This is a genomic window from Paenibacillus sp. JJ1722 (genome assembly GCF_048282685.1).
In the GTDB taxonomy this organism is placed as follows: domain Bacteria; phylum Bacillota; class Bacilli; order Paenibacillales; family Paenibacillaceae; genus Paenibacillus; species Paenibacillus polymyxa_B.
The window spans coordinates 297,722-321,547 of sequence record NZ_CP182500.1; the positions used below are offsets into that span (position 1 = coordinate 297,722).

A 23,826-nucleotide genomic window follows, 5' to 3' on the forward strand; every position below is an offset into this window, starting at 1 on the left:
CTACAAGGGTCCAAGGACTTAGAAAGAAGCGTTTTTCGATTAAATAGTTTTAAGTTAGATTTATATTTGTCCTTTTTGGGCAAAAATTACTATAATAATGAAGTGTGCATTACAAAATAATTCCATATCTAATTAAAGGAGAGATCTACATGAAAGCAGCAATTGTTACAAAAGACAAGAAAGTCAGTGTAGAAGAGAAACCTTTACGCTCCCTGAAGCATGGGGAAGCGTTAGTCCAAGTCGAATACTGTGGAGTTTGCCACACAGATTTACATGTGAAAAATGCAGATTTCGGTGATGTCACAGGCAGAGTTCTGGGGCATGAAGGTATTGGAAAAGTCATTGAATTAGGCGAAGGAGTAACCAGTCTTAAGATTGGTGATCGCGTAAGTATTGCCTGGATGTTCGAAAGCTGCGGTCACTGCGAATATTGCCTAACCGGGCGGGAAACGCTGTGTCGTGAAGTTAAAAATGCCGGATATACGGTAGACGGTGCAATGGCAGAGCAATGTATTGTCACAGCTGACTACGCGGTCAAAGTACCAGATAGTCTTGACCCTGCTGCTGCAAGTAGTGTAACTTGCGCAGGGGTTACAACATATAAAGCAGTTAAAGTAAGTGAAATCAAACCAGGACAATGGATCGGTATCTTCGGCATTGGCGGCTTGGGTAACCTGGCTGTGCAATACGCCAAAAATGTATTCAATGCTAAAGTTGTAGCCTTTGACATCAGTGATGAAAAACTAGAACTGGCTAAACAAATTGGTGCTGACTATATCGTTAACAGCATGAAAGAAGATCCGGTCGCCCGAGCTAAGGAGCTAACAAACGGTGCTGGTCTGGATGCAACCGTGGTTACTGCTGTTGCCAAAACACCTTTCAACCAGGCCATCGACGTTGTAAAGGCTGGCGCGCGTGTTGTAGCTGTAGGTCTTCCAACTGATAAGATGGATCTGGACATTCCACGTCTGGTTCTGGACGGCATTCAAGTTATTGGCTCCTTGGTCGGCACTCGTGAAGACCTTAAAGAAGCGTTCCAGTTCGCTGCAGAAGGTAAAGTCGTCCCTCTTGTACAAAAACGTCCGATCGAAGACATTAATGAGATCTTCGAGGAGATGGAGCAGGGCAAAATCCAAGGACGCATGGTCATCGATTTCACAAATTAAAATGATGTCCAATTCGTAACCCTTGGAATTCGGAGAGAGAAGCGCCTGCTGATGTATTGCAGGCGCTCTTTTTGGCTTTACAGCTTATTCAGAATGTTATCTTCCAAAACCGCAGACTTATCCCCGTATTCTTTAATAATATGTCTTTCTCCCCAAGCACAAAGAGAATCTAAAATGCCTTTCAGACTACATCCATATTCACTAAGCTCGTACTCCACTTTGGGTGGAACCTGATTATAGCTAATCCGATTGACAATGCCGTCTTCCTCTAATTCACGAAGCTGCTGAGTCAGCATTTTTTGTGTTATGGAAGGCATCATCCGTTTTAATTCGCTTGTCCGCATCTTTCCATGTGTCAAATGACACAGAATCACGCATTTCCATTTCCCGCCGATCACCTCTAACGTCGCCTCAACAGAGATGTTGTATTTTTTCTTCCCCAATGCAGATCCCCCCATGTGTATCGCTTTCTGTTATACATACCTTAACAGCCTGTTTTAATCAAAAAGAACTTTATTTAGGGTACTTTTTAGTACCTATATCACTAAAAAGTACGTACTGTTCATATTTGCTTGAATAACTCATAATAACATCTGCTGGTCGAAGATTTCTATAGATAGGAGTGAAAAACATGTCGTCAGAATCAAAACGAAGTATCTGGCCATTACTGGCTTTAGCCGTAAGCGCCTTTGCGATTGGAACAACCGAGTTCATCAGCGTGGGACTGCTTCCCCTGATTGCTGAAGACTTGCACATATCTGTAACGATGTCTGCACTAACTGTAACGCTATATGCACTAGGAGTTACCATCGGGGCACCTGTCTTGACCTCATTAACATCAAGTGTTCCCCGTAAAACGTTGCTGCTGTGGATCATGATTATATTTATTGCAGGTAATAGCCTCGCTGCGGTCTCTAGCGGAATAGCCTTGCTGCTGATTGCGCGTGTGATCTCAGCGTTCGCCCATGGGGTGTTCATGTCTATCGGTTCCACCATCGCGGCCGATCTTGTGCCGGATGATCGGCGAGCGAGTGCTATTTCCATTATGTTCTCCGGGTTGACCGTAGCCACAGTCACAGGTGTACCTTTGGGTACCTACATTGGGCAGCAATGGGGTTGGCGGGCTGCATTTATGGCGATTGTGGTCGTCGGTGTAGTGGCACTCATCGCCAATCTGATTCTGCTGCCATCTACGCTGCGCAAAGGGAACAAGACTCCTTTCCGCGAGCAGGTCAAACTGGTTACCAATGGTCGCTTGCTACTCGCATTTATCATTACAGCTTTGGGGTATGGAGGCACATTTGTGGTGTTTACTTATTTATCTCCATTACTTCACGACATAACCGGATTTCAACAAAGTACGGTAACGTTTATACTTTTGCTGTATGGAATTGCGATTGCCATCGGGAATGTTATTGGCGGAAAAGCAGCCAACCGCAAGCCGCTTTCAGCTTTGTTTTACATGTTTCTGATTCAAGCAGTGATCCTTTTTCTCCTGTTGTTCACGGCACCTTTTAAAACGGCAGGACTGATTACGATCTTCTTTATGGGATTGCTTGCGTTTATGAACGTGCCCGGGCTACAGGTATATGTAGTCATGTTGGCCGAAAGGTTTGCACCCAAAGCTGTCGATGTTGCCTCTGCTGTTAATATTGCAGCTTTCAACGCAGGGATAGCCATCGGAGCTTATGTAGGCGGGATTGTAACGGATTCACTCGGTCTCATTCATACGGCCTGGATCGGGAGCATTATGGTTTTCGTTGCGGTTTTGCTCACAGGCTGGAGTCGTATGCTCGAAAAAAGGGATACAACCACCATTACAGGTTAAAGCTTTTAAAAAATAGAGAGGAAGATACAAAATGACACAAAACTTACAAAGCACAACATTGTTAAACAACGGAGTTCACATGCCTTGGTTTGGCATTGGGGTATTTAAAGTGGAAGAAGGTTCGGAACTGGTCGATGCTATAAAGGCTGCTGTAAAGCATGGCTACCGCAGTATAGATACAGCTGCAATCTATGCGAATGAAAGCAGTGTAGGGCAGGCTATTCAGGAAGCCCTTCAGGAAAATAATCTGTCCAGAGAAGAACTGTTCGTCACGTCCAAAGTGTGGAATGCAGATTTAGGCTATGAAGAGACACGAGCAGCTTATGAAGCCAGTCTGGACAAGCTGGGTCTGGAATATCTGGATCTATATCTGATTCATTGGCCAGTTCAAGGAAAGTATAAAGAAGCTTGGAGAGCTTTGGAATCCTTGTATAAAGAAGGACGGATTAAGGCGATTGGAGTCAGCAACTTCCAGATTCGTCATTTGGAAGATCTCATGAAGGATGCTGAAATTAAGCCAATGATCAATCAGGTGGAGTTCCATCCACAATTAACCCAAGCCGAGCTGTTGCAATTCTGTCAAAAGAACGACATTCAAATGGAAGCCTGGTCTCCGTTAATGCAAGGCCAATTGCTCGATCATCCGGTACTGCAAGACATAGCGACCAAGTATGGCAAATCGGTGGCGCAAGTGATTTTACGCTGGGATGTGCAGCAGGGAGTTGTCACCATTCCCAAGTCTACCAAGGCGCATCGGATCGTCGAAAATGCCGACATTTTTGACTTCGAACTGACGCGCGAGGATATGGATCGAATTCAGGCGTTAAATGCCGATCTTCGAGTAGGTCCAGATCCAGATAACTTTGATTTTTAAAATTACGTTCATTATGATACGCCGTTTCCTTCTTCAGAAGGGACGGCGTTTTGTGCATGATGGGTCTGGAGCCACAGCAATCCAATCCCGCCATATGGTATTATAGGGTTATGTGAAAAGAGACGTTTTGGAAGCATATGAATATGAAAAATCTCCGGGGGACTTCATGAATAAGACGATTGCAGATATAGCCCAAATGGCTGGTGTATCCAAGAGCACGGTATCTCGTTTTTTGAACGGCGGGTCTGTCAGCGTGGATACGAAACGTAAAATTGAAAAAGTGGTTAAAGCTACGGGCTATGTGCCCAATGCCTTTGCCCAGAGTCTTAAGGCGAAGCGGACCAACATTATCGGCACCGTTGTGCCGCGTCTGGATTCTTTTGCGACATCCCATACGCTGATGGGGATTGATGAGGAGCTGCGTTCTCAGCATTATCAGATGCTGATCTCTAATACGAGCCAGGATGTACAGCGTGAAATTGAAGCTATTTATGAGCTGGGCCGACAAAAGATTTCGGGTATCATTTTGCTGGCTGCTCAAATTACAGACGACCATCTGACCGCGATTCGTGACATCGGTATTCCGGTGTTGCTGGTGGGCCAGCAGCACGAGCAGCTTCATAGCCTTATCCATGATGACTATCGTGCAGGATATGATATCGGCACGTATGTTTTGTCACAGGGACACCGCGAAATTGCCTACGTTGGTGTTACTGAAAAGGATGTTGCCGTCGGTGTGCAGCGCAAGGAGGGCTTTAGGCAGGCTGTTCGCGATGCATTGCCTGCTGAGTCTCATACGGACGATGCGATGCGAGCAGCAGGGTATGATATCAGATACTATGAGACCGGATTTAAAATGTCCGATGCACGGATTGCTGCATCCGCCATTTTGGACCATTTCAAGCCATCGTTAATGGTGTGTGCTACGGATAATATCGCGCTGGGCGTAATCAATGCGGCTTATTCCAGAGGGATTGGCATTCCGTCGGATTTGTCGGTAACTGGCTTTGGGGGATACGATATTACGGAGGTCATTCACCCTGCCCTGACAACCGTTCAATATCCGTATATGGAGGCTGGACGTGTAGCAGCGCAAAATATTATGCGGCTGGTAGAACATAAATCGGTAGAAAAAGTGACGGTCATGAATTATTCCCTTATCGAAAGAGAAAGCGTTGACAAACGCTGAACAAGTGGATTATAATTTCTTCGAAACCGGTTCCATAGCATTCGGGCACAAATGGAATCGGTTGCAAATCCATGGATGAGTATATTTTTTTAATCGCATGGGAACCGGTTCCGATAGAATGTTTTTTTCATTGATTTGGAACCGGTTCCTGAAGCGAAAGTTTTAATAAAAATGAGGTACACCTATGAAAATGACAAGAGAACAAAAGTATCGAATGATCGAGCAGGCAGAGCCCGGTGAAATAGCCAGCTTGGAGGAGAAAGTGGAGCAATGTCACTGGCGGCAGGTGTTTCATATCCAGCCACCGACAGGTTTGCTCAATGACCCCAATGGCTTTTCATATTACCAAGGTGAATACCACTTATTTTATCAGTGGTTTCCGCTCGGAACGGATCATGGGATGAAATACTGGTATCATCTGAAATCCAAAGATTTGGTCACATGGAATAGTGCGGGCATTGGTATTGCACCTGGGGATTATTTTGATTCGCATGGGGCTTATTCGGGCAGCGCACTGGAGCATGAGGGCAAGTTATATATGCTGTATACGGGAAATGCACGAGATGAAGATTGGATCAGACATCCTTATCAATGCATGGCTGTTATGGACTATAAAGGTCACATTACTAAATGGGAGCACCCCGTTATTTCCAATGTGCCAGAAGGGTATACAGACCATTTTCGTGATCCCAAGCTATGGAAAGACGGCGATAGCTTTTACTGTGTGATTGGTGCCCAGAGAACGAATTTAACAGGCTGCGCCGTCCTCTACCGATCAACCGACCTTCGTACGTGGCAGTTTGAGGGAGAATTGTGCACAGGCCTGGAATCGTTTGGCTACATGTGGGAATGTCCAGATTATTTTGAACTGAACGAAGCGGGGGTCTTGATCTTTTCTCCTCAGGGCTTGGAGCCTTCTGGGGATGAAAATCACAATATTTATCAATCGGGCTATGTAATCGGCAAGCCGTTGGATACCGGGACAAGAAGACTGGAGCACGGTGCATTCCACGAGCTCGATAGAGGCTTTGACTTCTATGCGCCACAGACGATGATTGACCCACAGGGGCGGCGTATTATGGTGGCATGGATGGGCCTGCCGGATATCGAATATCCCACAGATCCGAACGGATGGGCTCATTGTCTGACATTACCAAGGGAGCTTACGCTTCATGAGGGCAAACTCTTGCAGCGGCCGATCCCTGAGCTAACTACGCTACGTAGAAATCGTGAGGATCGGGTAGCTGACACGTTATTCTCAGAGAGCAAAACCTATGAAGGATTTACAGGTACGGCCTATGAGCTGATCTGTGAGGTAGATCTTTTGAGCGCTAAGGTGTTTGGTATTGAATTCCGTGCGAGTGAGACTGAGAAAACGGTGATTAAATATAATGCCGTCAGCCGCAAACTAATATTGGACCGTTCGCAATCAGGTGAGCCTGTAGCCACTTCGTATGGTGAGGTACGGCAGTGTTCATGGGATAAAGATCATATCAAACTACATTTGTTTGTAGATACGTCTTCAGTTGAGATTTTCGTCAATGATGGGGAAGAGGTGTTCACCAGTCGTATTTTTCCGCATCCAGAGAGTGACGAAATACGCTTTTTTGCCGACAAGGGAGAGGCTCTCTTCCAGGCGGTAAAATGGGATTTTACATGAGTAGGCTAAAACATCAAGTGGTTCGTTAATCATCAAACATAACGGAATGAACGAGAGGATGAACATCATGGCGGAAAACAGAGAAATAGCTAAAGAAGTGATCCAGGCAATCGGGGGGCAAGAAAATATTGCATCTTTTGCTCATTGTGCGACGCGCTTGCGAATTATGGTGCATGACAAGGAGAAGATTGATCAGAAAAAAGTTGAGGAGATCGACAAGGTCAAGGGTGCTTTTTTCAATTCCGGGCAATATCAGATTATTTTTGGTACGGGTACGGTAAATCGAATTTTTGAAGAGGTCGAAAAGCTTGGCGTAACCGGTTCATCTAAAGAAGAGGTGAAGAGTCAGGCGAAAAAAGAAGGAAACGTCTTCCAACGCTCCATCCGTACCTTTGGCGATGTGTTTGTACCGATTATTCCTGTACTGGTTGCTACGGGGCTGTTCATGGGGCTACGTGGCTTGCTCACTCAGCCGCAAATTCTCGCTCTACTCGGCATGACGCCACAGGACATTTCACCCAATTTTCTATTATACACACAAGTATTAACGGATACGGCCTTTGCTTTTCTGCCAGCGTTAGTCGCATGGTCAGCCTTTAGAGTATTTGGTGGCAGTCCAGTACTGGGTATCGTTCTTGGTCTGATGCTGGTAAACCCGGCCTTGCCCAACGCTTATAGTGTTGCGGACGGCTCAGCTCACCCGTTGACGATGTTCGGATTCATTCCTGTGGTGGGCTATCAAGGCTCAGTATTGCCAGCTTTCTTCGTGGGCTTGATCGGAGCCAAGCTGGAGCGGGCGCTGCGCAAACGGGTGCCTGAAGCGCTAGATCTGATTCTTACACCGTTTTTAACACTGTTAATCATGATCACTTTGGGATTGTTTGCCATCGGTCCGATTTTCCATTCACTCGAAGAATGGGTGCTGCACGGAACAACGTTTGTGCTGGATTTACCTTTCGGTATTGCAGGGATTGTCATCGGTTTCTTGCATCAGATTATCGTCGTTACAGGTGTGCATCATATATTTAATTTCTTGGAGATTCAATTGCTTGAAAAGAACGGCGCAAACGCCTTTAACGCCATCATTACCTGCGCTATGGCTGCTCAAGGTGCTGCCTGTCTGGCGGTTGGACTGAAAACGAAGAATAGCAAGCTGAAAGCGTTAGCACTTCCTTCCTCGTTGTCTGCTTTTCTAGGGATTACGGAGCCGGCTATTTTCGGGGTCAACCTGAGATACATGAAGCCTTTTGTCATGGGCCTCATCGGTGGTGCGGTTGGCGGTTTTATCGCTTCAGTCTTCCATTTGGCGGCTACAGGTATGGCAGTTACGGTCATTCCGGGCACGTTGCTCTACATGAATCATCAGCTTCCGCTTTACATTTTGGCGAACTTGGCTGCTATGGTTGTAGCGTTTGTCCTGACCTGGATGTTTGGCTATAACGATAAAATGTTGGAAGAGGTCAAAACAGCGGGTTCTTCAACTTAATATCATTTCAAAATAAGCACGGATACGCATATGAATGAACTATAACGGTCGCCCTACTTTGGAGCGCTCTTGGCCCTTGTTGAAAAGGGATGCTAGAGAAGCTTCCAGGTGGGGAGACCTTTTTTTATAGACTTTATCATTACGTATCCGGTTACGTAATTTGACTTTGGCCAACAGTCGGCTCATAACGCAATGAGTTTCAGAGCATCTCAATGAAATGGACTTTGGACGTTAGTCCGTTTTCAAACGCTCAATAGACTGAAAATGTTCCCTTATGCTGAATGGTTGTCCATTTTTATCTGTCAGACTTCTGGAAGGAGACAAAATATTGTGTCAATGAGGTAAAAATTACAAATAGTATGCACACTATGAGTATTTTGCGTGTTATTATATAAATGTTGTTAAAATTTAGTATTTGGGATTCAATTATTCGTGAAAAAAATTTCTTGTAACTATGATTAGTTGTCATGCTGGTAGCCATCGGATTGACCCCAGCAAGCTCCTATGCAGATTCCTCTTCATCGGCTAAAGAATCTTCCCCACAGTCTTTTTTTCCAGCATATTCTTCAATTGCTAATTCGGATTCACTATTGAGCGGTTTGACGCTTGAAGAATATAATGAAGTTATCAAAAATGCGAAACCCATAGAATCAATTGCTGTTGAAAAAGAAAAGACTCAACTCGATCAAAAGATTTCTCCTATGTCATTGGGAGCATGGTCATTTAGTCACCATTCTCGAGACGATGGGGCTATTTACTCTAATAAGTTTTCGGTTAATAACGCAGCTATCCTGAATTTCCATGTAGTACAATGGGCAGATGGTAGTTCTTGGTCTAGCCCTGAAGTAGGTTACCTGCTCGTGAACAAAAATTATCTGGGAGAGGTTTTTGCCGTTTATGGAAGATATACAGATGAAAATAGGGATTTTCAAATTAAAGCTCCAGGTTTTGGACAATATCAGGTAATGGTACTTAACCTCAATGATTATACGATTTCAGGAAATGGATACGTTACGTTTTAATACTATTTTATTTAACGATTATTATGTTTTTTTATGAACTCGTTGTAATACTAATATTTTTTAAAATACGTAATACATCTTTTGGGAAGGGAGGTGTGTGCGTGTGAACAAGCGACTAAGAACAAGTGTTGTTGTCTTAGGTCTAACTGTTCTTATCGGAGGGGTTATAACCGTCATTCAAAGCCAAACTTTTGCTAATGAAATTAAAACTGAGGTTAAAGTAACCGGCGATTCTAAAACCAGTGTAACCAAAACTGAGACTAAGGCAACCGATGATTCTAACTGGCTCTCACCAGAGAGAAAGAAAGAACTAACTCATCTAGCTCAATCTAAACAACCCCATGTCCTGTTAACTGAGCACGGAGATTTTTATCCCGTTAAGGTCCCAAACAAGTTTCAAAGCGATCAGGTTGCAAATTTGGATAATAAGGGGGAAGAAATAACTACTAAAACAAAGCAGGTCATTTTAAGAAATTTCACCTACGAAAAAAAAGAGGAAGAAAACTAATTTTCCCAGAGAACGCTCGAAAAAATGAGCGTTCTTTTTTCTAGCTTCAAATTTAAAATTGCTTCGTATCATCTTCCCATAATCCTATTTCTGTAGTTCTAAACGATTGAGGAACGTTCATCCAGAAATTCGGACGGCGAGCAGCCTGTCAACCGTTTGAAGATTCGATGAAAATAGGAAACATCACTATATCCCACATACTCCGAAATTTCACGAATCGTTAGCCGGGACTCGGTCAGCATGTAGATGGCGGTTTTAATACGTTGTGTATGTACATGCTCACTGATCGTTTGGCGTGTTACCTCACGCAGCAGCGTCGCGGCATAATTGGGGGTTTTACGGATGGCGTCGCCAAGCTCCTCCTTGGTTACCTTTTCCCGGTAATGGTTCTGGATATACTGTTTCATATGTTCTACATGTCGCTCTCGATCGCAAGAAATGGCGCCTTTGTCCCATTCCTGATTCATATATATCATGGCCTCGGTCAGCAGACAGTCAGCCATCATGGTGTAGTAGCTTGGGTGTTCAGTCCATTGAAAGTACATCGATTTGATCCGTTCATGCAGCATATCGTAGCATCCAGGTTTGATCAACAACGGCTTGTCAGTATTCAGTATGGGAAGTGTGCTGTTCGTACATGTTTTGCGGCAATGTATCACATACTTGGTATGAAAAAGCGTAGGAATGCTCTTGCCATAGTAATCCAGATGACCGGGTAAAAGCAGTGTTTCACCCTTACCGAGAATGAATTTGCAATCGTTCACCCAATATACACATTTGCCAAAGGTGACTAAAATGAACAGTAAGTCATCGTTGTCGCTATTTGCACTAGCCTTTTCATACCAGTCCACACCGTTGTCCTGCCGTATATCCACCAATGTAATCACGAAACTCACTCCCCGATGTCTTCAACATTCATTATACTGTAGTACATTCATCATACTATAGTTCATAGTCTTGGTGCACGGGTACAGGTAGAATAGAGCCATATAAGTTTAATGTAGATAGAGAAGCAAAGTGGAATAGAAAACCATACAGTAAAGACATTCAGGAGGATGACATTACTATGCTTAAAACGAAAATTATTTGTACTATGGGACCTGCCTGTGACTCCATTCATTTGTTAAAAGAAATGATTCAGGCTGGTATGACTGTAGCCCGCTTGAATATGGCTCACGGTGAACTGGAAGATCACGTTAAACGTATCGAAAATGTGCGGCAGGCTGCGAAGGAAATGAATACCTTTATACCTGTCATGATGGATATTAAAGGACCAGAAATACGGATTGGCAAGCTGAGAGAGGCATCTTGTCTGTTGAAACCAGGTAGCCAGCTCATTCTGACCACAGAAGAGATTCTAGGGGACGAGCATCGTATTTCAGTGAATTACCCGGATATGCCGAAGGACATCAAACCAGGCGACCGCATTCTCATTGACGACGGTTTGGTTGATCTGACTGTAACCTCCATCGAGGGTACGGAAATGATTTGTAATATTGTAAGTGGCGGTATTTTGAAGCCAAGAAAAGGTGTAAACCTGCCAGGGATTCATACGACCCTTCCAGGCGTGACGGAGCGAGATGTGAGGCACATCCAATTTGGGGTGGAGCAGCGTGTTGAGCTTATTGCGGCTTCTTTTGTGCGTAAAGGCGACGATATCCGTGAAATCCGTGAAATTTTGAAGGGACATCATGCTGAGCATGTACAAATTTATTCCAAAATTGAAAATGCTGAAGGCATGGAAAACCTGGATGATATTATCGAAGCTTCCGATGGTATTATGGTAGCCCGTGGCGATCTGGGCGTCGAAGTGCCGATTCAAGATGTGCCTGTGATGCAAAAAGAAATGATCGACAAGTGTAATCTGGTCGGCAAGCCCGTTATCGTAGCTACCCACATGCTGGAATCCATGCAGGTGAACCCACGTCCGACGAGAGCCGAAGTTAGTGACGTGTTTAATGCTGTTATGCAAGGAGCCGATGTTGTTATGCTGTCGGGCGAATCTGCTGCAGGTAAATATCCTGTCGAGTCTGTACGGACCATGGCCGCTGTAGCTGCCAGAGCAGAATCACAATTCGATTATCAGGAGCAGTTCGATAAGCGCAGAGCGCGTCAAAGCACCAACATTACCGAAGTGATTAGTCAGGGAGCGGTGAGTTCGTCCCTGGAGCTGGATGCGAAAGCGATTATTACGTCGACTGCCAGCGGATTTACGGCACGTATGGTATCCAAATATCGTCCGAAGGCACCTATTATTGCGGTTACTCCGAATAATACGGTATTCGCTAAAATTTGCCTGTTATCCGGTGTGTTCCCGATCAAAGGGGATAAAGTAGCTACAACGGATGAAATGTTCGAATCCTCCATCCGTAACGCCCTGAATGCAGGATATATCCATAAAGGGGATACTGTAGTTCTGTCGGCAGGTGTTCCTGTCGCTGAGGCAGGTACTACGAACTTGATCCGAGTATATCAAGTGTAAGTTAAAACAAAATATAGACAAGCCAAAAGGCGCTGGCCCTCCATGGGTTCAGCGCCTTTTTGACATGAATTCGGAAGCATCTCTGAGGGGGCATGGACTACGGCGTAAAGCGGGCCAAGTGTGTCACTGCTTACAGCCCGAACACACTTTTAGCAACGACCTGTGTCAATTCTGCCTTATGGGCTTCGTATTGCTCAGGCGTAATGCTCTTATTGGCCAGTCGTTGATCCAACTGCTCCGTTAACTGAGCTACCTGTAAATCAACAACAGCCTGTGCGTCCTGTTTATTGGATTGTGCAATATCTGCCAAGGTTTGACCGTTATATAACGCATCATACAATTGCTCATCCGAGGATGCGCCCAGTGTTTTCAAAAGTTCATCATCCTTGGAAGCTTCATTATCCTGTACCTGAGGGGCTCTCTCTGGAGCCAGTGTAGCAGCATTAGCCCGACTTCCCCAAGTAGAAGACTGCCCAATAGATAACGCCAGCAACAGTGTACAGATGACCATAATTCGTTTTCGATTCATAAGTGTAAATCTCCTTTGTGTTTCATTCAATTTCTGCCAGGGTGGAGTCTTATATGGATATCCAACGGGAGTAATGTTTATGCCTTTAGCCGATCCGGCTTATGTAGTTACCAGATTCTAATATACATCATACACACCCAATCTTAGCGCCAGCTTAATACTCGTTTAAAATAAACTAAAAGAGGAGGATGTAAACAGGTAACAGCAAAAAAATTTCACCGATGCTCGTAGGAGGGCTCGTACGATGGATGTGATCTATCCTTCGGTCCCTATTTTTTTCTTTGACCAGATTTTTCGTATCCCATGCATACAGAGCAGCAGGAGAGGCAGAAAAAGGCCCATAGATAAGGAAAAAGGTGTCCATATTTTTGCATCCCAGGATTGCTGGTATGGGACATTTGGGTATATGATCACCGACATGACGATCAGGATCATTCCGATAGGGAAGATCAGCGGACGATCATCTTTTAGATTAAAGATTTGGCTAATGGCTATCATAATCGATTGCATATACAGAGCCAGCCTGAAAAAGAGCGAAATAAACCACATAGCGGCCATGATCGCTTCAATACGCTGAAGAAAATTTCCAATGTTTATTTTTTGGGCTAATGAATAGCTCGGATACATACTTCTTGCTGTTAATTCATGGCCGAAAACCAAAACGGCCAATACAATGACCACAACCAAAATCAACCCGCCAATCAGTCCCCCTGTTAAAAAAGCCCTGCGCGCTTGATCGGGCTGATCGACAAACGGAAAAATCATGAGAAAAACAATATGGGTCAGAAACGCAATACTAATAAAGGACAAGGCGGCAGACCAAACAGGTCCGCCTCCCTTCTCCAGCATCGGTTGGGCGTTCTCCAGTTTGATATTGGATACGACTAAAATGACAAAAGCTGTATACAGCAAAATGAACAAGGGAAACAATAGTTCAGCAGAACGGGCTACCGTTTCCAGTCCCAGGCGCACGCCCATCAATACAATGAGCGCAAAGAGGATGTTGACCGCTTGCATCGGCGTTTCCGGCATCATTTGAGTAGTCAAAAAATTCCCCGAATCATACAACACCGCAGCAGGACCCCCCAGAAAAAACATAACCATAAACAGCAGAGCAACAGACTTCCCCAACCACTTGCCCAAAAGGGTCTCCATGATTTCAATCAGGGTCATCTGTGGATACAGGATGGTTATCGTGTTGTACAGCCATATCAACAGCAGCCCGGAGCCCACTCCGACGAGTGCTGCGATCCATGCATCCTGTTTAGCAGTGGCGGCCATAACGGAAGGGATGACGAGGATTGCAGTGCCGATTGTAAATAATATCGTTAAGATCAACAATTGCCGTGTGGAGATTTTAACTTGCTTAGGCACCATCTTCACCTCTATCTTCACCTCTATCTTCACGTTTATCATCCGGCTTGTTATTCTTCTTTGTCCCCAACCTTTTCAGGGCATGTATACTGAGCAGCAGTAAGGGAAGAAACAACCCGATTGATAGTGAATAAGGAACCCACGTCTTTGTATCATAGATTTGTTGATATGGGACATTGGGATACACGATGACGGACATGATGACTAAAATCATCCCGAGAGGAAGCACCAGTTGCCGGTCGTTTTTCAAACGAAAGATTTGGGCTATTGCTGTCACAGTAGTGTGCATGTACAGCGTGATTCTGAAAAAGAGTGAAATAAACCACATGGTAGCCATAATTGCTTCGATACGCTGTAAAAAATTGCCGATGCTAATTTTTTTGGCTAACGCATAGCTAGGATAAATATTTCTTGCCGTTAAATCAGGACCTAATACAAAAACTGCCAGTGCAACCACCACGACCAACATTAATCCGCCAATCAGGCTGCCTATGAAAAAAGCTTTACGGGTTTGATCGGAACGATTTACAGAAGCCGGGAAGATCATGAGCAGAATAATATGAGGTATAAACACAGTGCTAACAAAGGACAGGGCAGCAGGCCAAATAGGTCCCAATCCCGCCTCTAATACAGGTTGAATGTTTTCTAATTTAATATTGGACACCACTAAACCTGTAAAAGAAATATAAAGAAGAGTAAATAACGGAAACATCAGTTCGGCAGAACGGACCAGCACTTCCAGCCCCAGCCGAACAGCCAACAATATAATAAGCGCAAAAAGGATATTTACCGCTAGAATTGGTGTTTCTGGTATCATTTGAGTAGTCATAAAATTCCCTAAATAAAATAAAACGGGAGCGGGAGCATTGATGAAAAGTGTGGTGAAAAACAGAAGACCGACGGCTTTGCCTAACCATTTTCCGAGCAGGGTTTCCATAATCCCAATCAGAGTCATCTCTGGATACAGAGCTGCAATCTTGCTGTACAAATACAAGACAAGGAGCCCGGCCCCGACCCCGACGAGCGCGGCAATCCACGCATCTTGTTTGGCTACCAACGCCATGCCTGAAGGAATGATGAGGATTGCACTCCCGATCGTAAATAGAGCCGTTAATATCATAATTTGGCGTGCTGAGATTTTGATCTGTCCGGGCACCTATTTCACCTCGTCTTATTTTATTAGACCGATATGGGTCAGGAAATCACTGAAAGGTCTATATACCGCTGTTATCCAATCCAGAGGAGTTGGAATAAGCCAGTTTAATGCCTTGGCGCAGCAAATTCCGACGGCAAAAAGGAGAAGGATGGAGAATAACCAAAGCTCTTTTTTTAACCCCTTTTTCCACATGTAGGGGACCTCGATCAAGCTGATTGCAGCAGCGGTTAGTAATATGCCCAGAACTTTCACCATATGAGATAGCATCTTGGGAAACACCTTCTTTTGTAGGGTAAGGTTCTATACAGGAGCCAGATCCCCCGCCGTATCTGACAAGGGATTTACTCCTTAATATCATTCAAAAATGAGCTGCCAATCGTGCCCAAGCGCCGAATCTTGAAATTGACCTTGATATTTACGGGTAATTCTGCAAAGTGCTCATAATCCCAATTTTTTTTAATGGATTTCCAGGTTCTCGGGTCAGCGCGGTGAATGGCTTCACCGAATCCGAAAATGTCAGCTTTGTATGATTTTTGAGCTTTTCTGACAGCCATTTTCATAATCTCTTCTATCTTTTCTTCCTCTTTCTTCTCAATGTCATAAATCGTCCCCACCTGGGTCAGATCCAGGTCATTACACTCGACTTCTCCCACGTTGGCCTCAACCTGCATTTTTATATTGACCTGGGGCTCCCCCCTATAAACGTTCCCTTTTATAGTTGTTTGGGTACGAATGATTTCCGAAACGACTTTGCCGCCTCTGGGGCAAGCTACAAAGCCGACAGAGCTCTGCACTTTGCCGCGGATGAAATTGTAGCCTCTACTTTCAGTTTCATTTAACCACCCGATTAATCGATCTTTTCTAAATACAGCAAGTCCGGAATACTGTAATCGGGCGGATGGGGCGATCTCTTGCACATTGCCGCTTGTTTCTCCCGTTTCTTTATTGCCAACGATTCGGAGTCCTGTCAAGACAGGCTGCATTCCTTCACTGGTGAGTGCTGATACCAATTCATCCAAAGTTACTGTCGTACTGGGTGACCAGTTTTTTTGTGATGTTTCCAGAGAGGAGAAAAGGTCGTTTGCGGGAATCGGATCTAAAGGTGTCATAATTTTTAACGTATCCTCCGCACTAGTGCCCTTGGACACTACAATATAAAAATCGGTTCGGAACTGATGATATCTGGAGAGTAAATCTAAAGATTTCGCCATTCCTTCGGTGGCCATCGATTCACCGATTACACATATACGCAGATGAGAAAAATACATTCTCCGGGGGCTAATCGTTGTTATTTTTCGGATCGCTTCAAATATGGTATCCGCTTCTTCTGTATACAAGGTGGCTGGAGCACCACCGCCTGCTCCTTTTTTGGCCGATGCTTTTCCAGGGTCCACCACTTGGAGAGAGACCCGGAATTGATCTCCTTGTTTATCAATCCCCATACCAACGGCGATGGCAAGTTCATTCAACTCCCTGCGATTCCAACAGCCCGTCAGAAGTAAAACGAGTGCAAGAATCAGGCACAGAATCGCTATCTTCCGCTTCATGATTATCCACTCCTTTCCGACTGTTTCTCTTTTCTTTTATTCCCTTGATTTGCGAGGTGGAGCGCTGTTTCGACGTTTGACATTCTTCTGATCGACTAACCGTGGACGTGAAGTCATCATCCAGTGAGGAAACCGAAATATGGTGTCTTTGGTGTCCGTCGGTATTAGAGGTGCAAAAGGAGTCATATAGGGAACACCGAACGAACGAAGGCTGCACATATGCAGGACCAGGGCAATGCCTCCAACGATAATCCCGAACAGCCCAAAGGAAGCGGCAAGTCCCATCAAGGGGAACCGCAGCATACGAAAAGCGATGGACATATTATAGGCAGGGAGAACAAAGCTTGAAATCGCCGTAATCGATACGACAATAACCATTGCTGCAGATATGATGCCCGCCTCGACGGCAGCTTGCCCGATGACGAGTGTGCCTACGATAGAGACGGCTGCCCCGATGTACTTCGGCATACGAACTCCAGCTTCCCGCAATATTTCAAAAGTTAATTCCATCATGAGTGCTTCGATAAAGGCGGGGAAGGGAACGGCCTCCCGCTGTGCTGCCAGACCGATCAGCAGTGAGGTCGGCAGCATTTCCTGATGAAACGTAGTGATGGCAATATATAGGGACGGACCTAACAGGGAGATAAAAACTCCGGTGTAACGAAGAACCCGGATGAAGCTGCTGATGTCCGCACGCTGATAATAATCCTCCGCCGCATGCAGGAAGGAAACAAACAGCGCAGGTACGACAAGCACAAACGGGGTCCCATCCACCAGGATCGCGATTTTTCCTTCCAACAGCTCGGCGGCGATGACGTCTGGACGTTCGGAGTTATATACTGTTGGAAAAGGGGTGAAAGTTTCGTCCTGGATTAACTCCTCGATATAACCGCTTTCGAGAATGCCGTCTACATCAATGCGATTCAATCGCTCATGCACTTCCTCGACCAATTTAGGGTTCACGATCCCTTTGATATACATGACAGCGACTTCGGTCTGGGTTACACGACCGATTTGTTTGGTTTCCAGCCACAAATTCGGATCTTTAATCTTACGCCGAATCAATGCCGTATTCGTGCGCAGTGTCTCAGAAAATCCTTCCCGCGGCCCACGGACGACATTTTCCGAGGCAGGCTCGGTGACACCGCGATCCTTCCATCCACGTGCGCTGGCTACTATTCCCTGTGTCTCACCGTCAATCAAAATGACAGCATCCCCGGACAACAGCGCGTTATATAAGGTTTCAAAGTCGATAATCTCCCGGATGCTTCCAATGGTTAGGGCATAATCTTTCAATACTTGCATGACACTAGAGGAGTTCTGGAGCCTGCACTCTACGTCTCTGGACAAGCTACTATCCAGCATCATCGATTCCATAATGAAGTCGGAGACTATATTTTTGTCCGCCAAACCGTCCGTATAGAGAATTGCAATGAGCTGGTCACCATCTTTGCCGATACGAATTTCTCTTATGATGATGTCAGTGCTGTTACCGAGTGCTTGTCTGATTTGCTGAAGATTGCTTCCGATATTCGCACTGAGCTGCTCTCCTGAATGCTCAGACTTACTTTCGCTGTGCTGGACTGGCGGCTTTTTAACTTTGTTAGGGGGGGTTCTTTTCCGAAAACGCATGAACGTTCTCCCTCTCTTTGAGGATACTTTTTAATCCAGTATGGACGCAGGGGTCTCCAGATAAACTTACTGCTGAAATTTCGATGGGGGAGATACAGATATGAAAAAAACCTCCTTCACAAAAGTGAAAGAGGTTTTAGACATCTACAACCATTACAATTTAGGGTTTTTCCCATACTTATTGTCGCCAGGCTGACTGTCTTGGCATGTGAATACAATCAAAATAATTGACCCTACCAGAGGAATCAGAGCGATTAGAATCCACCATCCGCTTCTGCCTGTATCATGCAGTCTACGGGCCAGGACGGCCAAGGATGGCAGCAGGACAGCCAAAGAATAAATGTAAGTCAATATCGGTGATAAGCCAACAAGACTATCGATCAGACTGATTACAAAGCTAACGATTACACTAAATAGGATAAACATCCAATACTCTGTACGTCTTGCTCTACCTTGGAATCCTACATAGTTTTTTAATGCATTTAAATACCATTGCATATATTTTTCACCTCCTTATAAAATCTAAACGGTTCTTTACAGTATCCGTAAAATTGTCCTTTTAGGTATATCGGCAGGAAACATATAAAATTTTACTTGTAAAATTATAACTTTAAACTAGAAATTTACGCAATACATTTATTAATGTTAATAATTCGATGAATAATTTATAAAAATATAAAATTACATATTGAATTTTCCATATCCATTGAATAATATAGAGGTACGGTTAACCGCCAGGTTTGAAACGTCCTTCTTAACAGAAGGTGCTTTTATTTTCAAATCAAGTGAAAGCGCTTTAATGATGAAAAGGAGGGATGAGCAACATTAAATTCGAGGCTGAAGAAGTTAATACAAACATAATCCTGACCGCTTTCTCAATATTTTTTTATGTTATCAGGGATGTTCAAAACGAGAGGAGATTGATTTATGAAGCAATCATTTGTTCGTAAAGTAACGGCAGCTTCACTGGCAGGTGCGCTGTTGTTGCCTGCTTCTTTGGTAGGCGCCGAGCAAACACTCAATTCAGATACAGATGGAATTCAAAATGTGGGGCAAACTTCCCTTCAAGCTCAAGACCTAGAAAACTTTTCAATTCAAAGTAAAAAGGCTGTCTCTTTCAAGGAGACTTCCGTACATGATCCATCCATCCTGAAAGTGAAAGACACATTTTACATTTTCGGCTCACATCTGGCGGCTGCCAAGTCCAAAGACCTCATGAATTGGGATACGATTGCTACAGGAGTGGCGAATGGTAATACATTGATTCCCAACGTCAAAGAAGAATTAAAGGAAGCACTGGATTGGGCACAGACAGACACCCTGTGGGCAGCTGATGTCATTCAACTGGCAGATGGCAAGTTCTATATGTATTATAACGCTTGCAAGGGTGACTCACCTCGTTCAGCAATGGGCCTAGCAGTTGCTGATAAAATTGAAGGGCCTTATAAGAATAAAGGCATTTTTCTAAAATCCGGCATGTGGGACCAACCGAGTGAGGATGGGACGATCTATGACGCAACCAAGCATCCAAATGCCGTAGACCCGGACACCTTTTATGATAAGAACGGCAAACTGTGGATGGTATATGGCTCCTACTCAGGAGGCATCTTCATTATGCAGATGGATGAAAAAACAGGGAAGCCGCTCCCTGGTCAAGGCTACGGTAAAAAGCTGACAGGCGGTAATCATGCTCGTATGGAAGGGCCGTACATACAATACAGTCCGCAAACGGACTACTATTACTTGTTCCTGTCCTATGGTGGATTGTCAGCGGATGGCGGATACAACCTGCGGGTGGCTCGGTCCAAAACACCGGATGGTCCTTTCTACGATGCTGAAGGCAATGATATGATCAAGGTCAAGGCGAATCCTGACAAACCACTTTTTGATGACGCTTCCATTGAACCATACGGTGTCAAACTGATAGGTAATTACCTGATTCCAAGAGAAATTGGTGATCCGGGTACTGGACTGGGTGCAGGTTATGTGTCACCCGGACACAACTCGGCTTATTATGATCCCAAGACGAAAAAGCATTTTGTCATTTTCCATTCCCGTTTCCCGGGGAGAGGCGAACAGTTTGAAGTGCGGGTACATGAAATGTTCATGAACGCTGACGGTTGGCCTGTGGTTGCTCCTTATCGTTATTCGGGAGATGAAGATTCACTGAAAAAGCTGTCAGAAAAGGATGTCCTCGGTCAATATTCGTATGTAAATCACGGGAAGGAAATTTCGGCAAATATTAAGCAAGCCGTTAACGTCAGTCTGGATAGTGGCGGCAAGCTGTCTGGTGGAGTGAACGGTACATGGAAGTTGGGGGCAGGCAATCAGCTGGAAATTACAGCAGAGGGCACGAAGTACAAAGGTGTATTCCTGCGGCACCGTGATCCAGACACAGGTGCCAAGACGCTTGCTTTTACCGCGTTGTCCTCCAAGGGTGTTGCGGTATGGGGTTCGCTAAAGCCTGACCTGAAGGCCAGCAAGATTGTAGCTGCTGTGCAGAAGGATCTGAGCCTGGGCGATACGAGCAATGTTCTTTATAATCTGACGCTACCTACTCAAGCAGCACAAGATACCACTATTTCATGGGAATCCACCCACCCGGAGAATATTTCTGTGACAGGTGAAGTATACCGTCCAGAAGCCAGCTCTCAGCCTGTAACAGTTACATTGACAGCGACCATCAAAAAGGACAAAGCCACAGCTAAGAAAAACTTTACAGCCATTGTTCCCGGGCAGGCCCAAGGTCCTCAGCTCGCACGCTATTCGTGGAGTGAAGATCAAGGAACTTCGGTTGTCGACAGCACATACAATCAATTCAATGGTAAGACCTATGGTGGTGCTGCATGGGATAAAGACGGGAAGCTTGGCGGTGCGCTTGTCCTAAACGGTAAGGATGGTTACGTGCAACTACCAAATACAGTAACAGATGCGAAGGATTTTACCTTTTCCGCTTGGGTGAACTGGAAGGGCGGTGCAGCTTGGCAACGGATTTTTGACTTCGGCAACGGCCAAGCCCGGCATATGTTTCTTACCCCTTCCCAAGGAAACGGTGTGCTCCAGTTTACAATCCATGAGGGTACGGATCAAAGCTTGCTTTCCAAATCATCATTACCTCTAAACCAGTGGACGCATGTAGCGGTTACACTGGAAGGGAATACAGGAAAGCTGTATGTAAATGGTGAGGAAGTAGCCGTTAATGACAGCATTACCTTTAATCCCAATGAGTTGCTGACGAGCGAAGCTTATCTTGGCAAAAGCCGTTTTGCCGCCGATGCTTACTTCAATGGCAGCCTGGATGAAGTTCAATTGTATAACAAAGCGCTGACAGCAGAGGAAATTAAAGCACTGGCAGAATTGTAATTCAAAATGAGCAAATAAACGCAGGAGATGAGCTTTTAGTAAGAAGTTCGTCTCCTGCACAATGTTTTGTATATTTATTTCTTGATTGCTGGTATAATAGGAAGCAACTGCGGATATAATGTTTTAAGTAGGCGTTAATGACTCACTCCCGCCGAATGAACACAGCTTTGAAGCAGCAATAGAAGACATAAGCACTCTGCATAAATTAAATTCTCCAGTGCTTGCGTTTTCAATACACTTATGGTAATATGAGTATATTGAAATTGTGACCTGAGATTCACATATTGTAGAGGGTTATTGTTTTAGGTTGAAATAACCTTGTGCAATATGTGAATTTTTATTTGTCAAAAATAAAGGTCATATAAATACATTTTGGAGGTAATTCCATGCAAACAGGTACAGTTAAATGGTTTAACGCAGAAAAAGGTTTCGGTTTCATCGAGGTTGAAGGTGGAAGCGACGTATTCGTACATTTCTCCGCAATCCAAGGCGAAGGTTTCAAATCTTTGGACGAAGGCCAACGCGTAGAATTCAACGTAGTTGAAGGAAACCGTGGACCACAAGCTGAGAACGTTGTAAAACTGTAATTTAAAATTACAGCCTACTTCAGATGCCCCGAACATAGCGTTTGGGGCATTTGTTTTTATCTGTTCACAAGACCGTTTTTGAACTGATTACATCTTATCGCTTTATAAATCATGAAGAAAGAGGGATGTTTATGTACAATTCACGGAAAAAGCCAATGGATGAGATTCCTGAGGAAATTACAACTGTCTGGAATTGCGCCAGCGATACATGTAACGGCTGGATGCGGGATAACTTCGCTTTTTCTGTCGAGCCGACATGCCCCATTTGCGGTTCTGCCATGGTGAAGGGCGAGAAAAAGCTGGCTGTTTTAAATAATACGAGCTTTAATCATACCAAACAATCCTAAACGGATAAATGTTTGTAGTGAAAGATGCCCCATAGCCATTAACGGCGCTGAGGCGTCTTTTTTGTTTTTTATAAATATGAATTATACATAAGAATGAACAGGTTTTCAATTATGGTGTGGAGGATGGGGCTAGTATGCTCAGTAAGATAGAATTAAATTCGGGTAGCGCTTCGTAAAATACACCGTGCCCGCTTCGTTCGAAAGGAATAAGCTTTGATCCGGCAATTCCTTTTTGAGTTTGGACAGCCAGGGGGAAAGGACAGACCCGATCCAGCTTGCCGTGTAGAATCCAAGTAGGCACGTGTATACATGGTAGGTCAGCGCGCAAATCAGAGTCACGCAGTGAATACAAAGTACAAGCCATGCTATGAACTGTAGCCGCGAAACCCTGATCACGTAACCAATCGCGTAAGCTCTGGCTAACGGGATTAGCAAACAACATCTCGCCAAAAGAAGTTACCAGTTGTGGACGATCTGTATAGGCTTGTTTGATGAGTTTATCTACCTCTGTGACAGGAGTACCGTAAGGGAAGTCGCTGGTTGGGGTGAATCGGGGCGTAGCTGCTCCGATCAAGATCAACTGATTGACGCCAAATCCTCGGTGCCTGCTCATGTAGCGTGTGACCACAGCTCCCCCCATCGAAAAACCGATCAGCCGTACCTGGTTTAACTGAAGCGCCTGCATAACAGCCAGCAGATCGTCCGCCAATCGATCATAATTGTATCCATGCCATGGTCGATCAGACTTGCCGAACCCCCTAAGATCAACCTGAATACAGCGATACCCGTAAGCAGGCAACAAGGCGGCCTGATATTCGTACATTCGGTGATCCAGCGGCCAGCCGTGAACCATCAGAACAGGGATGCCTTCTCCAATATCCTCGACATACAGCTTCACGCCGCGTTCCACCTCAATATAATATCCCATCGTGTTCACCCCTTTAGAAATCACGAAATTTCATTCTCTCTCACATATATGTAGCCAGGGCTTAGCTCATTCGAAAAAGGGATGAGACTGTCACGATATAAGCATATATTATGTTAAAAAATGTATGTCATCCTAGATAGGGATGGGA

General features: G+C 44.8%; 22 protein-coding genes. 12 read left to right on the forward strand and 10 right to left on the reverse strand.

Going from position 1 to position 23,826, the window contains the following annotated elements; genetic code table 11:
- Nucleotides 1–149: 149 nt before the first annotated feature.
- Complete coding sequence (adhP, locus tag ACM1ND_RS01235; RefSeq protein ID WP_023986589.1) at nucleotides 150–1,166, forward strand: alcohol dehydrogenase AdhP; 1,017 nt, start codon at nucleotides 150–152, stop codon at nucleotides 1,164–1,166.
- Nucleotides 1,167–1,243: 77 nt separating this feature from the next.
- Here adhP and ACM1ND_RS01240 read toward each other — a convergent pair whose 3' ends face one another.
- Complete coding sequence (locus tag ACM1ND_RS01240; protein WP_013308345.1) at nucleotides 1,244–1,609, reverse strand: winged helix-turn-helix transcriptional regulator; 366 nt, start codon at nucleotides 1,607–1,609, stop codon at nucleotides 1,244–1,246.
- 188 nt (nucleotides 1,610–1,797) lie between these two features.
- On the opposite strand from ACM1ND_RS01240, the gene ACM1ND_RS01245 reads away from it, so the two are divergent.
- The 7 genes from ACM1ND_RS01245 to ACM1ND_RS01275 all read left to right on the forward strand — a co-directional run bounded on the left by ACM1ND_RS01245 (nucleotide 1,798) and on the right by ACM1ND_RS01275 (nucleotide 9,733).
- Nucleotides 1,798–2,994 (forward strand): MFS transporter, encoded by a 1,197-nt coding sequence (locus tag ACM1ND_RS01245; protein WP_418026944.1) that lies wholly within the window; start codon nucleotides 1,798–1,800, stop codon nucleotides 2,992–2,994.
- Nucleotides 2,995–3,025: 31 nt separating this feature from the next.
- Nucleotides 3,026–3,868, forward strand: coding sequence for an aldo/keto reductase (locus tag ACM1ND_RS01250; protein WP_418026945.1), 843 nt, complete (start codon nucleotides 3,026–3,028; stop codon nucleotides 3,866–3,868).
- A 166-nt stretch (nucleotides 3,869–4,034) separates the two neighbouring features.
- Nucleotides 4,035–5,057 carry a LacI family DNA-binding transcriptional regulator gene (locus ACM1ND_RS01255; protein WP_418026946.1) on the forward strand — a complete coding sequence of 341 codons (1,023 nt, stop codon included), beginning with the start codon at nucleotides 4,035–4,037 and terminating at the stop codon, nucleotides 5,055–5,057.
- A 184-nt stretch (nucleotides 5,058–5,241) separates the two neighbouring features.
- Nucleotides 5,242–6,717, forward strand: a complete 1,476-nt coding sequence (locus tag ACM1ND_RS01260; protein WP_254349121.1) for a glycoside hydrolase family 32 protein — start codon at nucleotides 5,242–5,244, stop codon at nucleotides 6,715–6,717.
- Nucleotides 6,718–6,784: 67 nt separating this feature from the next.
- Nucleotides 6,785–8,203 carry a sucrose-specific PTS transporter subunit IIBC gene (locus ACM1ND_RS01265; protein WP_023986594.1) on the forward strand — a complete coding sequence of 473 codons (1,419 nt, stop codon included), beginning with the start codon at nucleotides 6,785–6,787 and terminating at the stop codon, nucleotides 8,201–8,203.
- A 467-nt stretch (nucleotides 8,204–8,670) separates the two neighbouring features.
- Complete coding sequence (locus ACM1ND_RS01270) at nucleotides 8,671–9,225, forward strand: hypothetical protein (protein WP_081391277.1); 555 nt, start codon at nucleotides 8,671–8,673, stop codon at nucleotides 9,223–9,225.
- A 103-nt stretch (nucleotides 9,226–9,328) separates the two neighbouring features.
- Nucleotides 9,329–9,733 carry a hypothetical protein gene (locus tag ACM1ND_RS01275; protein ID WP_023986596.1) on the forward strand — a complete coding sequence of 135 codons (405 nt, stop codon included), beginning with the start codon at nucleotides 9,329–9,331 and terminating at the stop codon, nucleotides 9,731–9,733.
- Nucleotides 9,734–9,831: 98 nt separating this feature from the next.
- Here the strand turns inward: ACM1ND_RS01275 and ACM1ND_RS01280 are convergent, their stop codons facing one another.
- Nucleotides 9,832–10,620, reverse strand: a complete 789-nt coding sequence (locus ACM1ND_RS01280; protein ID WP_023986597.1) for a helix-turn-helix domain-containing protein — start codon at nucleotides 10,618–10,620, stop codon at nucleotides 9,832–9,834.
- A 179-nt stretch (nucleotides 10,621–10,799) separates the two neighbouring features.
- Between ACM1ND_RS01280 and pyk the strand changes: the two genes are divergently transcribed.
- Nucleotides 10,800–12,215, forward strand: a complete 1,416-nt coding sequence (pyk, locus tag ACM1ND_RS01285; protein ID WP_023986598.1) for a pyruvate kinase — start codon at nucleotides 10,800–10,802, stop codon at nucleotides 12,213–12,215.
- Between the two features lie 130 nt (nucleotides 12,216–12,345).
- On the opposite strand, the gene ACM1ND_RS01290 is transcribed toward pyk, so the two are convergent.
- The 7 genes from ACM1ND_RS01290 to ACM1ND_RS01320 all read right to left on the reverse strand — a co-directional run bounded on the left by ACM1ND_RS01290 (nucleotide 12,346) and on the right by ACM1ND_RS01320 (nucleotide 18,951).
- Complete coding sequence (locus ACM1ND_RS01290; protein ID WP_023986599.1) at nucleotides 12,346–12,744, reverse strand: hypothetical protein; 399 nt, start codon at nucleotides 12,742–12,744, stop codon at nucleotides 12,346–12,348.
- A gap of 255 nt (nucleotides 12,745–12,999) precedes the next feature.
- The gene (locus ACM1ND_RS01295; RefSeq protein WP_254349149.1) at nucleotides 13,000–14,121 is read right to left on the reverse strand and encodes a GerAB/ArcD/ProY family transporter; all 1,122 of its coding nucleotides are present in this window, start codon (nucleotides 14,119–14,121) and stop codon (nucleotides 13,000–13,002) included.
- Nucleotides 14,111–15,274 (reverse strand): GerAB/ArcD/ProY family transporter, encoded by a 1,164-nt coding sequence (locus ACM1ND_RS01300; RefSeq protein WP_418026947.1) that lies wholly within the window; start codon nucleotides 15,272–15,274, stop codon nucleotides 14,111–14,113. Before ACM1ND_RS01300 ends, ACM1ND_RS01295 begins: the two co-directional genes overlap by 11 nt.
- 15 nt (nucleotides 15,275–15,289) lie before the next feature.
- Entirely contained in the window at nucleotides 15,290–15,541 is a 252-nt protein-coding gene (locus ACM1ND_RS01305) for a hypothetical protein (RefSeq protein ID WP_023986602.1), read from the reverse strand.
- Between the two features lie 74 nt (nucleotides 15,542–15,615).
- The gene (locus tag ACM1ND_RS01310; RefSeq protein WP_023986603.1) at nucleotides 15,616–16,821 is read right to left on the reverse strand and encodes a Ger(x)C family spore germination protein; all 1,206 of its coding nucleotides are present in this window, start codon (nucleotides 16,819–16,821) and stop codon (nucleotides 15,616–15,618) included.
- Nucleotides 16,822–16,857: 36 nt separating this feature from the next.
- Nucleotides 16,858–18,453, reverse strand: coding sequence for a spore germination protein (locus tag ACM1ND_RS01315; protein WP_053324435.1), 1,596 nt, complete (start codon nucleotides 18,451–18,453; stop codon nucleotides 16,858–16,860).
- 153 nt (nucleotides 18,454–18,606) lie between these two features.
- Entirely contained in the window at nucleotides 18,607–18,951 is a 345-nt protein-coding gene (locus ACM1ND_RS01320; RefSeq protein ID WP_023986605.1) for a DUF805 domain-containing protein, read from the reverse strand.
- 429 nt (nucleotides 18,952–19,380) lie between these two features.
- On the opposite strand from ACM1ND_RS01320, the gene ACM1ND_RS01325 reads away from it, so the two are divergent.
- From ACM1ND_RS01325 to ACM1ND_RS01335, 3 genes are all read left to right on the forward strand, one after another.
- Nucleotides 19,381–21,816 carry a LamG-like jellyroll fold domain-containing protein gene (locus ACM1ND_RS01325; RefSeq protein WP_418026948.1) on the forward strand — a complete coding sequence of 812 codons (2,436 nt, stop codon included), beginning with the start codon at nucleotides 19,381–19,383 and terminating at the stop codon, nucleotides 21,814–21,816.
- A 386-nt stretch (nucleotides 21,817–22,202) separates the two neighbouring features.
- Nucleotides 22,203–22,403 carry a cold-shock protein gene (locus ACM1ND_RS01330; RefSeq protein ID WP_007428290.1) on the forward strand — a complete coding sequence of 67 codons (201 nt, stop codon included), beginning with the start codon at nucleotides 22,203–22,205 and terminating at the stop codon, nucleotides 22,401–22,403.
- Between the two features lie 131 nt (nucleotides 22,404–22,534).
- Nucleotides 22,535–22,750, forward strand: coding sequence for a cold-shock protein (locus tag ACM1ND_RS01335; protein WP_013308357.1), 216 nt, complete (start codon nucleotides 22,535–22,537; stop codon nucleotides 22,748–22,750).
- Nucleotides 22,751–22,859: 109 nt separating this feature from the next.
- Here the strand turns inward: ACM1ND_RS01335 and ACM1ND_RS01340 are convergent, their stop codons facing one another.
- On the reverse strand, nucleotides 22,860–23,678 hold the full coding sequence (locus ACM1ND_RS01340) for an alpha/beta fold hydrolase (RefSeq protein WP_023986607.1): 819 nt from the start codon (nucleotides 23,676–23,678) through the stop codon (nucleotides 22,860–22,862).
- Nucleotides 23,679–23,826 lie beyond the last annotated feature (148 nt).

What these genes read in the sequence shown, in the direction of transcription:
- ACM1ND_RS01335 (WP_013308357.1), top strand. Translation starts at nt 22,535, where the DNA reads ATGTACAATTCACGGAAAAAGCCAATGGATGAGATTCCTGAGGAAATT.
- ACM1ND_RS01325 (WP_418026948.1), top strand. Translation starts at nt 19,381, where the DNA reads ATGAAGCAATCATTTGTTCGTAAAGTAACGGCAGCTTCACTGGCAGGT.
- ACM1ND_RS01305 (WP_023986602.1), bottom strand. Translation starts at nt 15,541, where the DNA reads ATGCTATCTCATATGGTGAAAGTTCTGGGCATATTACTAACCGCTGCT.
- ACM1ND_RS01290 (WP_023986599.1), bottom strand. Translation starts at nt 12,744, where the DNA reads ATGAATCGAAAACGAATTATGGTCATCTGTACACTGTTGCTGGCGTTA.
- ACM1ND_RS01320 (WP_023986605.1), bottom strand. Translation starts at nt 18,951, where the DNA reads ATGCAATGGTATTTAAATGCATTAAAAAACTATGTAGGATTCCAAGGT.
- ACM1ND_RS01265 (WP_023986594.1), top strand. Translation starts at nt 6,785, where the DNA reads ATGGCGGAAAACAGAGAAATAGCTAAAGAAGTGATCCAGGCAATCGGG.
- adhP (WP_023986589.1), top strand. Translation starts at nt 150, where the DNA reads ATGAAAGCAGCAATTGTTACAAAAGACAAGAAAGTCAGTGTAGAAGAG.
- ACM1ND_RS01260 (WP_254349121.1), top strand. Translation starts at nt 5,242, where the DNA reads ATGAAAATGACAAGAGAACAAAAGTATCGAATGATCGAGCAGGCAGAG.
- ACM1ND_RS01245 (WP_418026944.1), top strand. Translation starts at nt 1,798, where the DNA reads ATGTCGTCAGAATCAAAACGAAGTATCTGGCCATTACTGGCTTTAGCC.
- ACM1ND_RS01315 (WP_053324435.1), bottom strand. Translation starts at nt 18,453, where the DNA reads ATGCGTTTTCGGAAAAGAACCCCCCCTAACAAAGTTAAAAAGCCGCCA.
- ACM1ND_RS01340 (WP_023986607.1), bottom strand. Translation starts at nt 23,678, where the DNA reads ATGGGATATTATATTGAGGTGGAACGCGGCGTGAAGCTGTATGTCGAG.
- ACM1ND_RS01310 (WP_023986603.1), bottom strand. Translation starts at nt 16,821, where the DNA reads ATGAAGCGGAAGATAGCGATTCTGTGCCTGATTCTTGCACTCGTTTTA.
- ACM1ND_RS01330 (WP_007428290.1), top strand. Translation starts at nt 22,203, where the DNA reads ATGCAAACAGGTACAGTTAAATGGTTTAACGCAGAAAAAGGTTTCGGT.
- ACM1ND_RS01255 (WP_418026946.1), top strand. Translation starts at nt 4,035, where the DNA reads ATGAATAAGACGATTGCAGATATAGCCCAAATGGCTGGTGTATCCAAG.
- pyk (WP_023986598.1), top strand. Translation starts at nt 10,800, where the DNA reads ATGCTTAAAACGAAAATTATTTGTACTATGGGACCTGCCTGTGACTCC.
- ACM1ND_RS01295 (WP_254349149.1), bottom strand. Translation starts at nt 14,121, where the DNA reads ATGGTGCCTAAGCAAGTTAAAATCTCCACACGGCAATTGTTGATCTTA.
- ACM1ND_RS01250 (WP_418026945.1), top strand. Translation starts at nt 3,026, where the DNA reads ATGACACAAAACTTACAAAGCACAACATTGTTAAACAACGGAGTTCAC.
- ACM1ND_RS01270 (WP_081391277.1), top strand. Translation starts at nt 8,671, where the DNA reads ATGCTGGTAGCCATCGGATTGACCCCAGCAAGCTCCTATGCAGATTCC.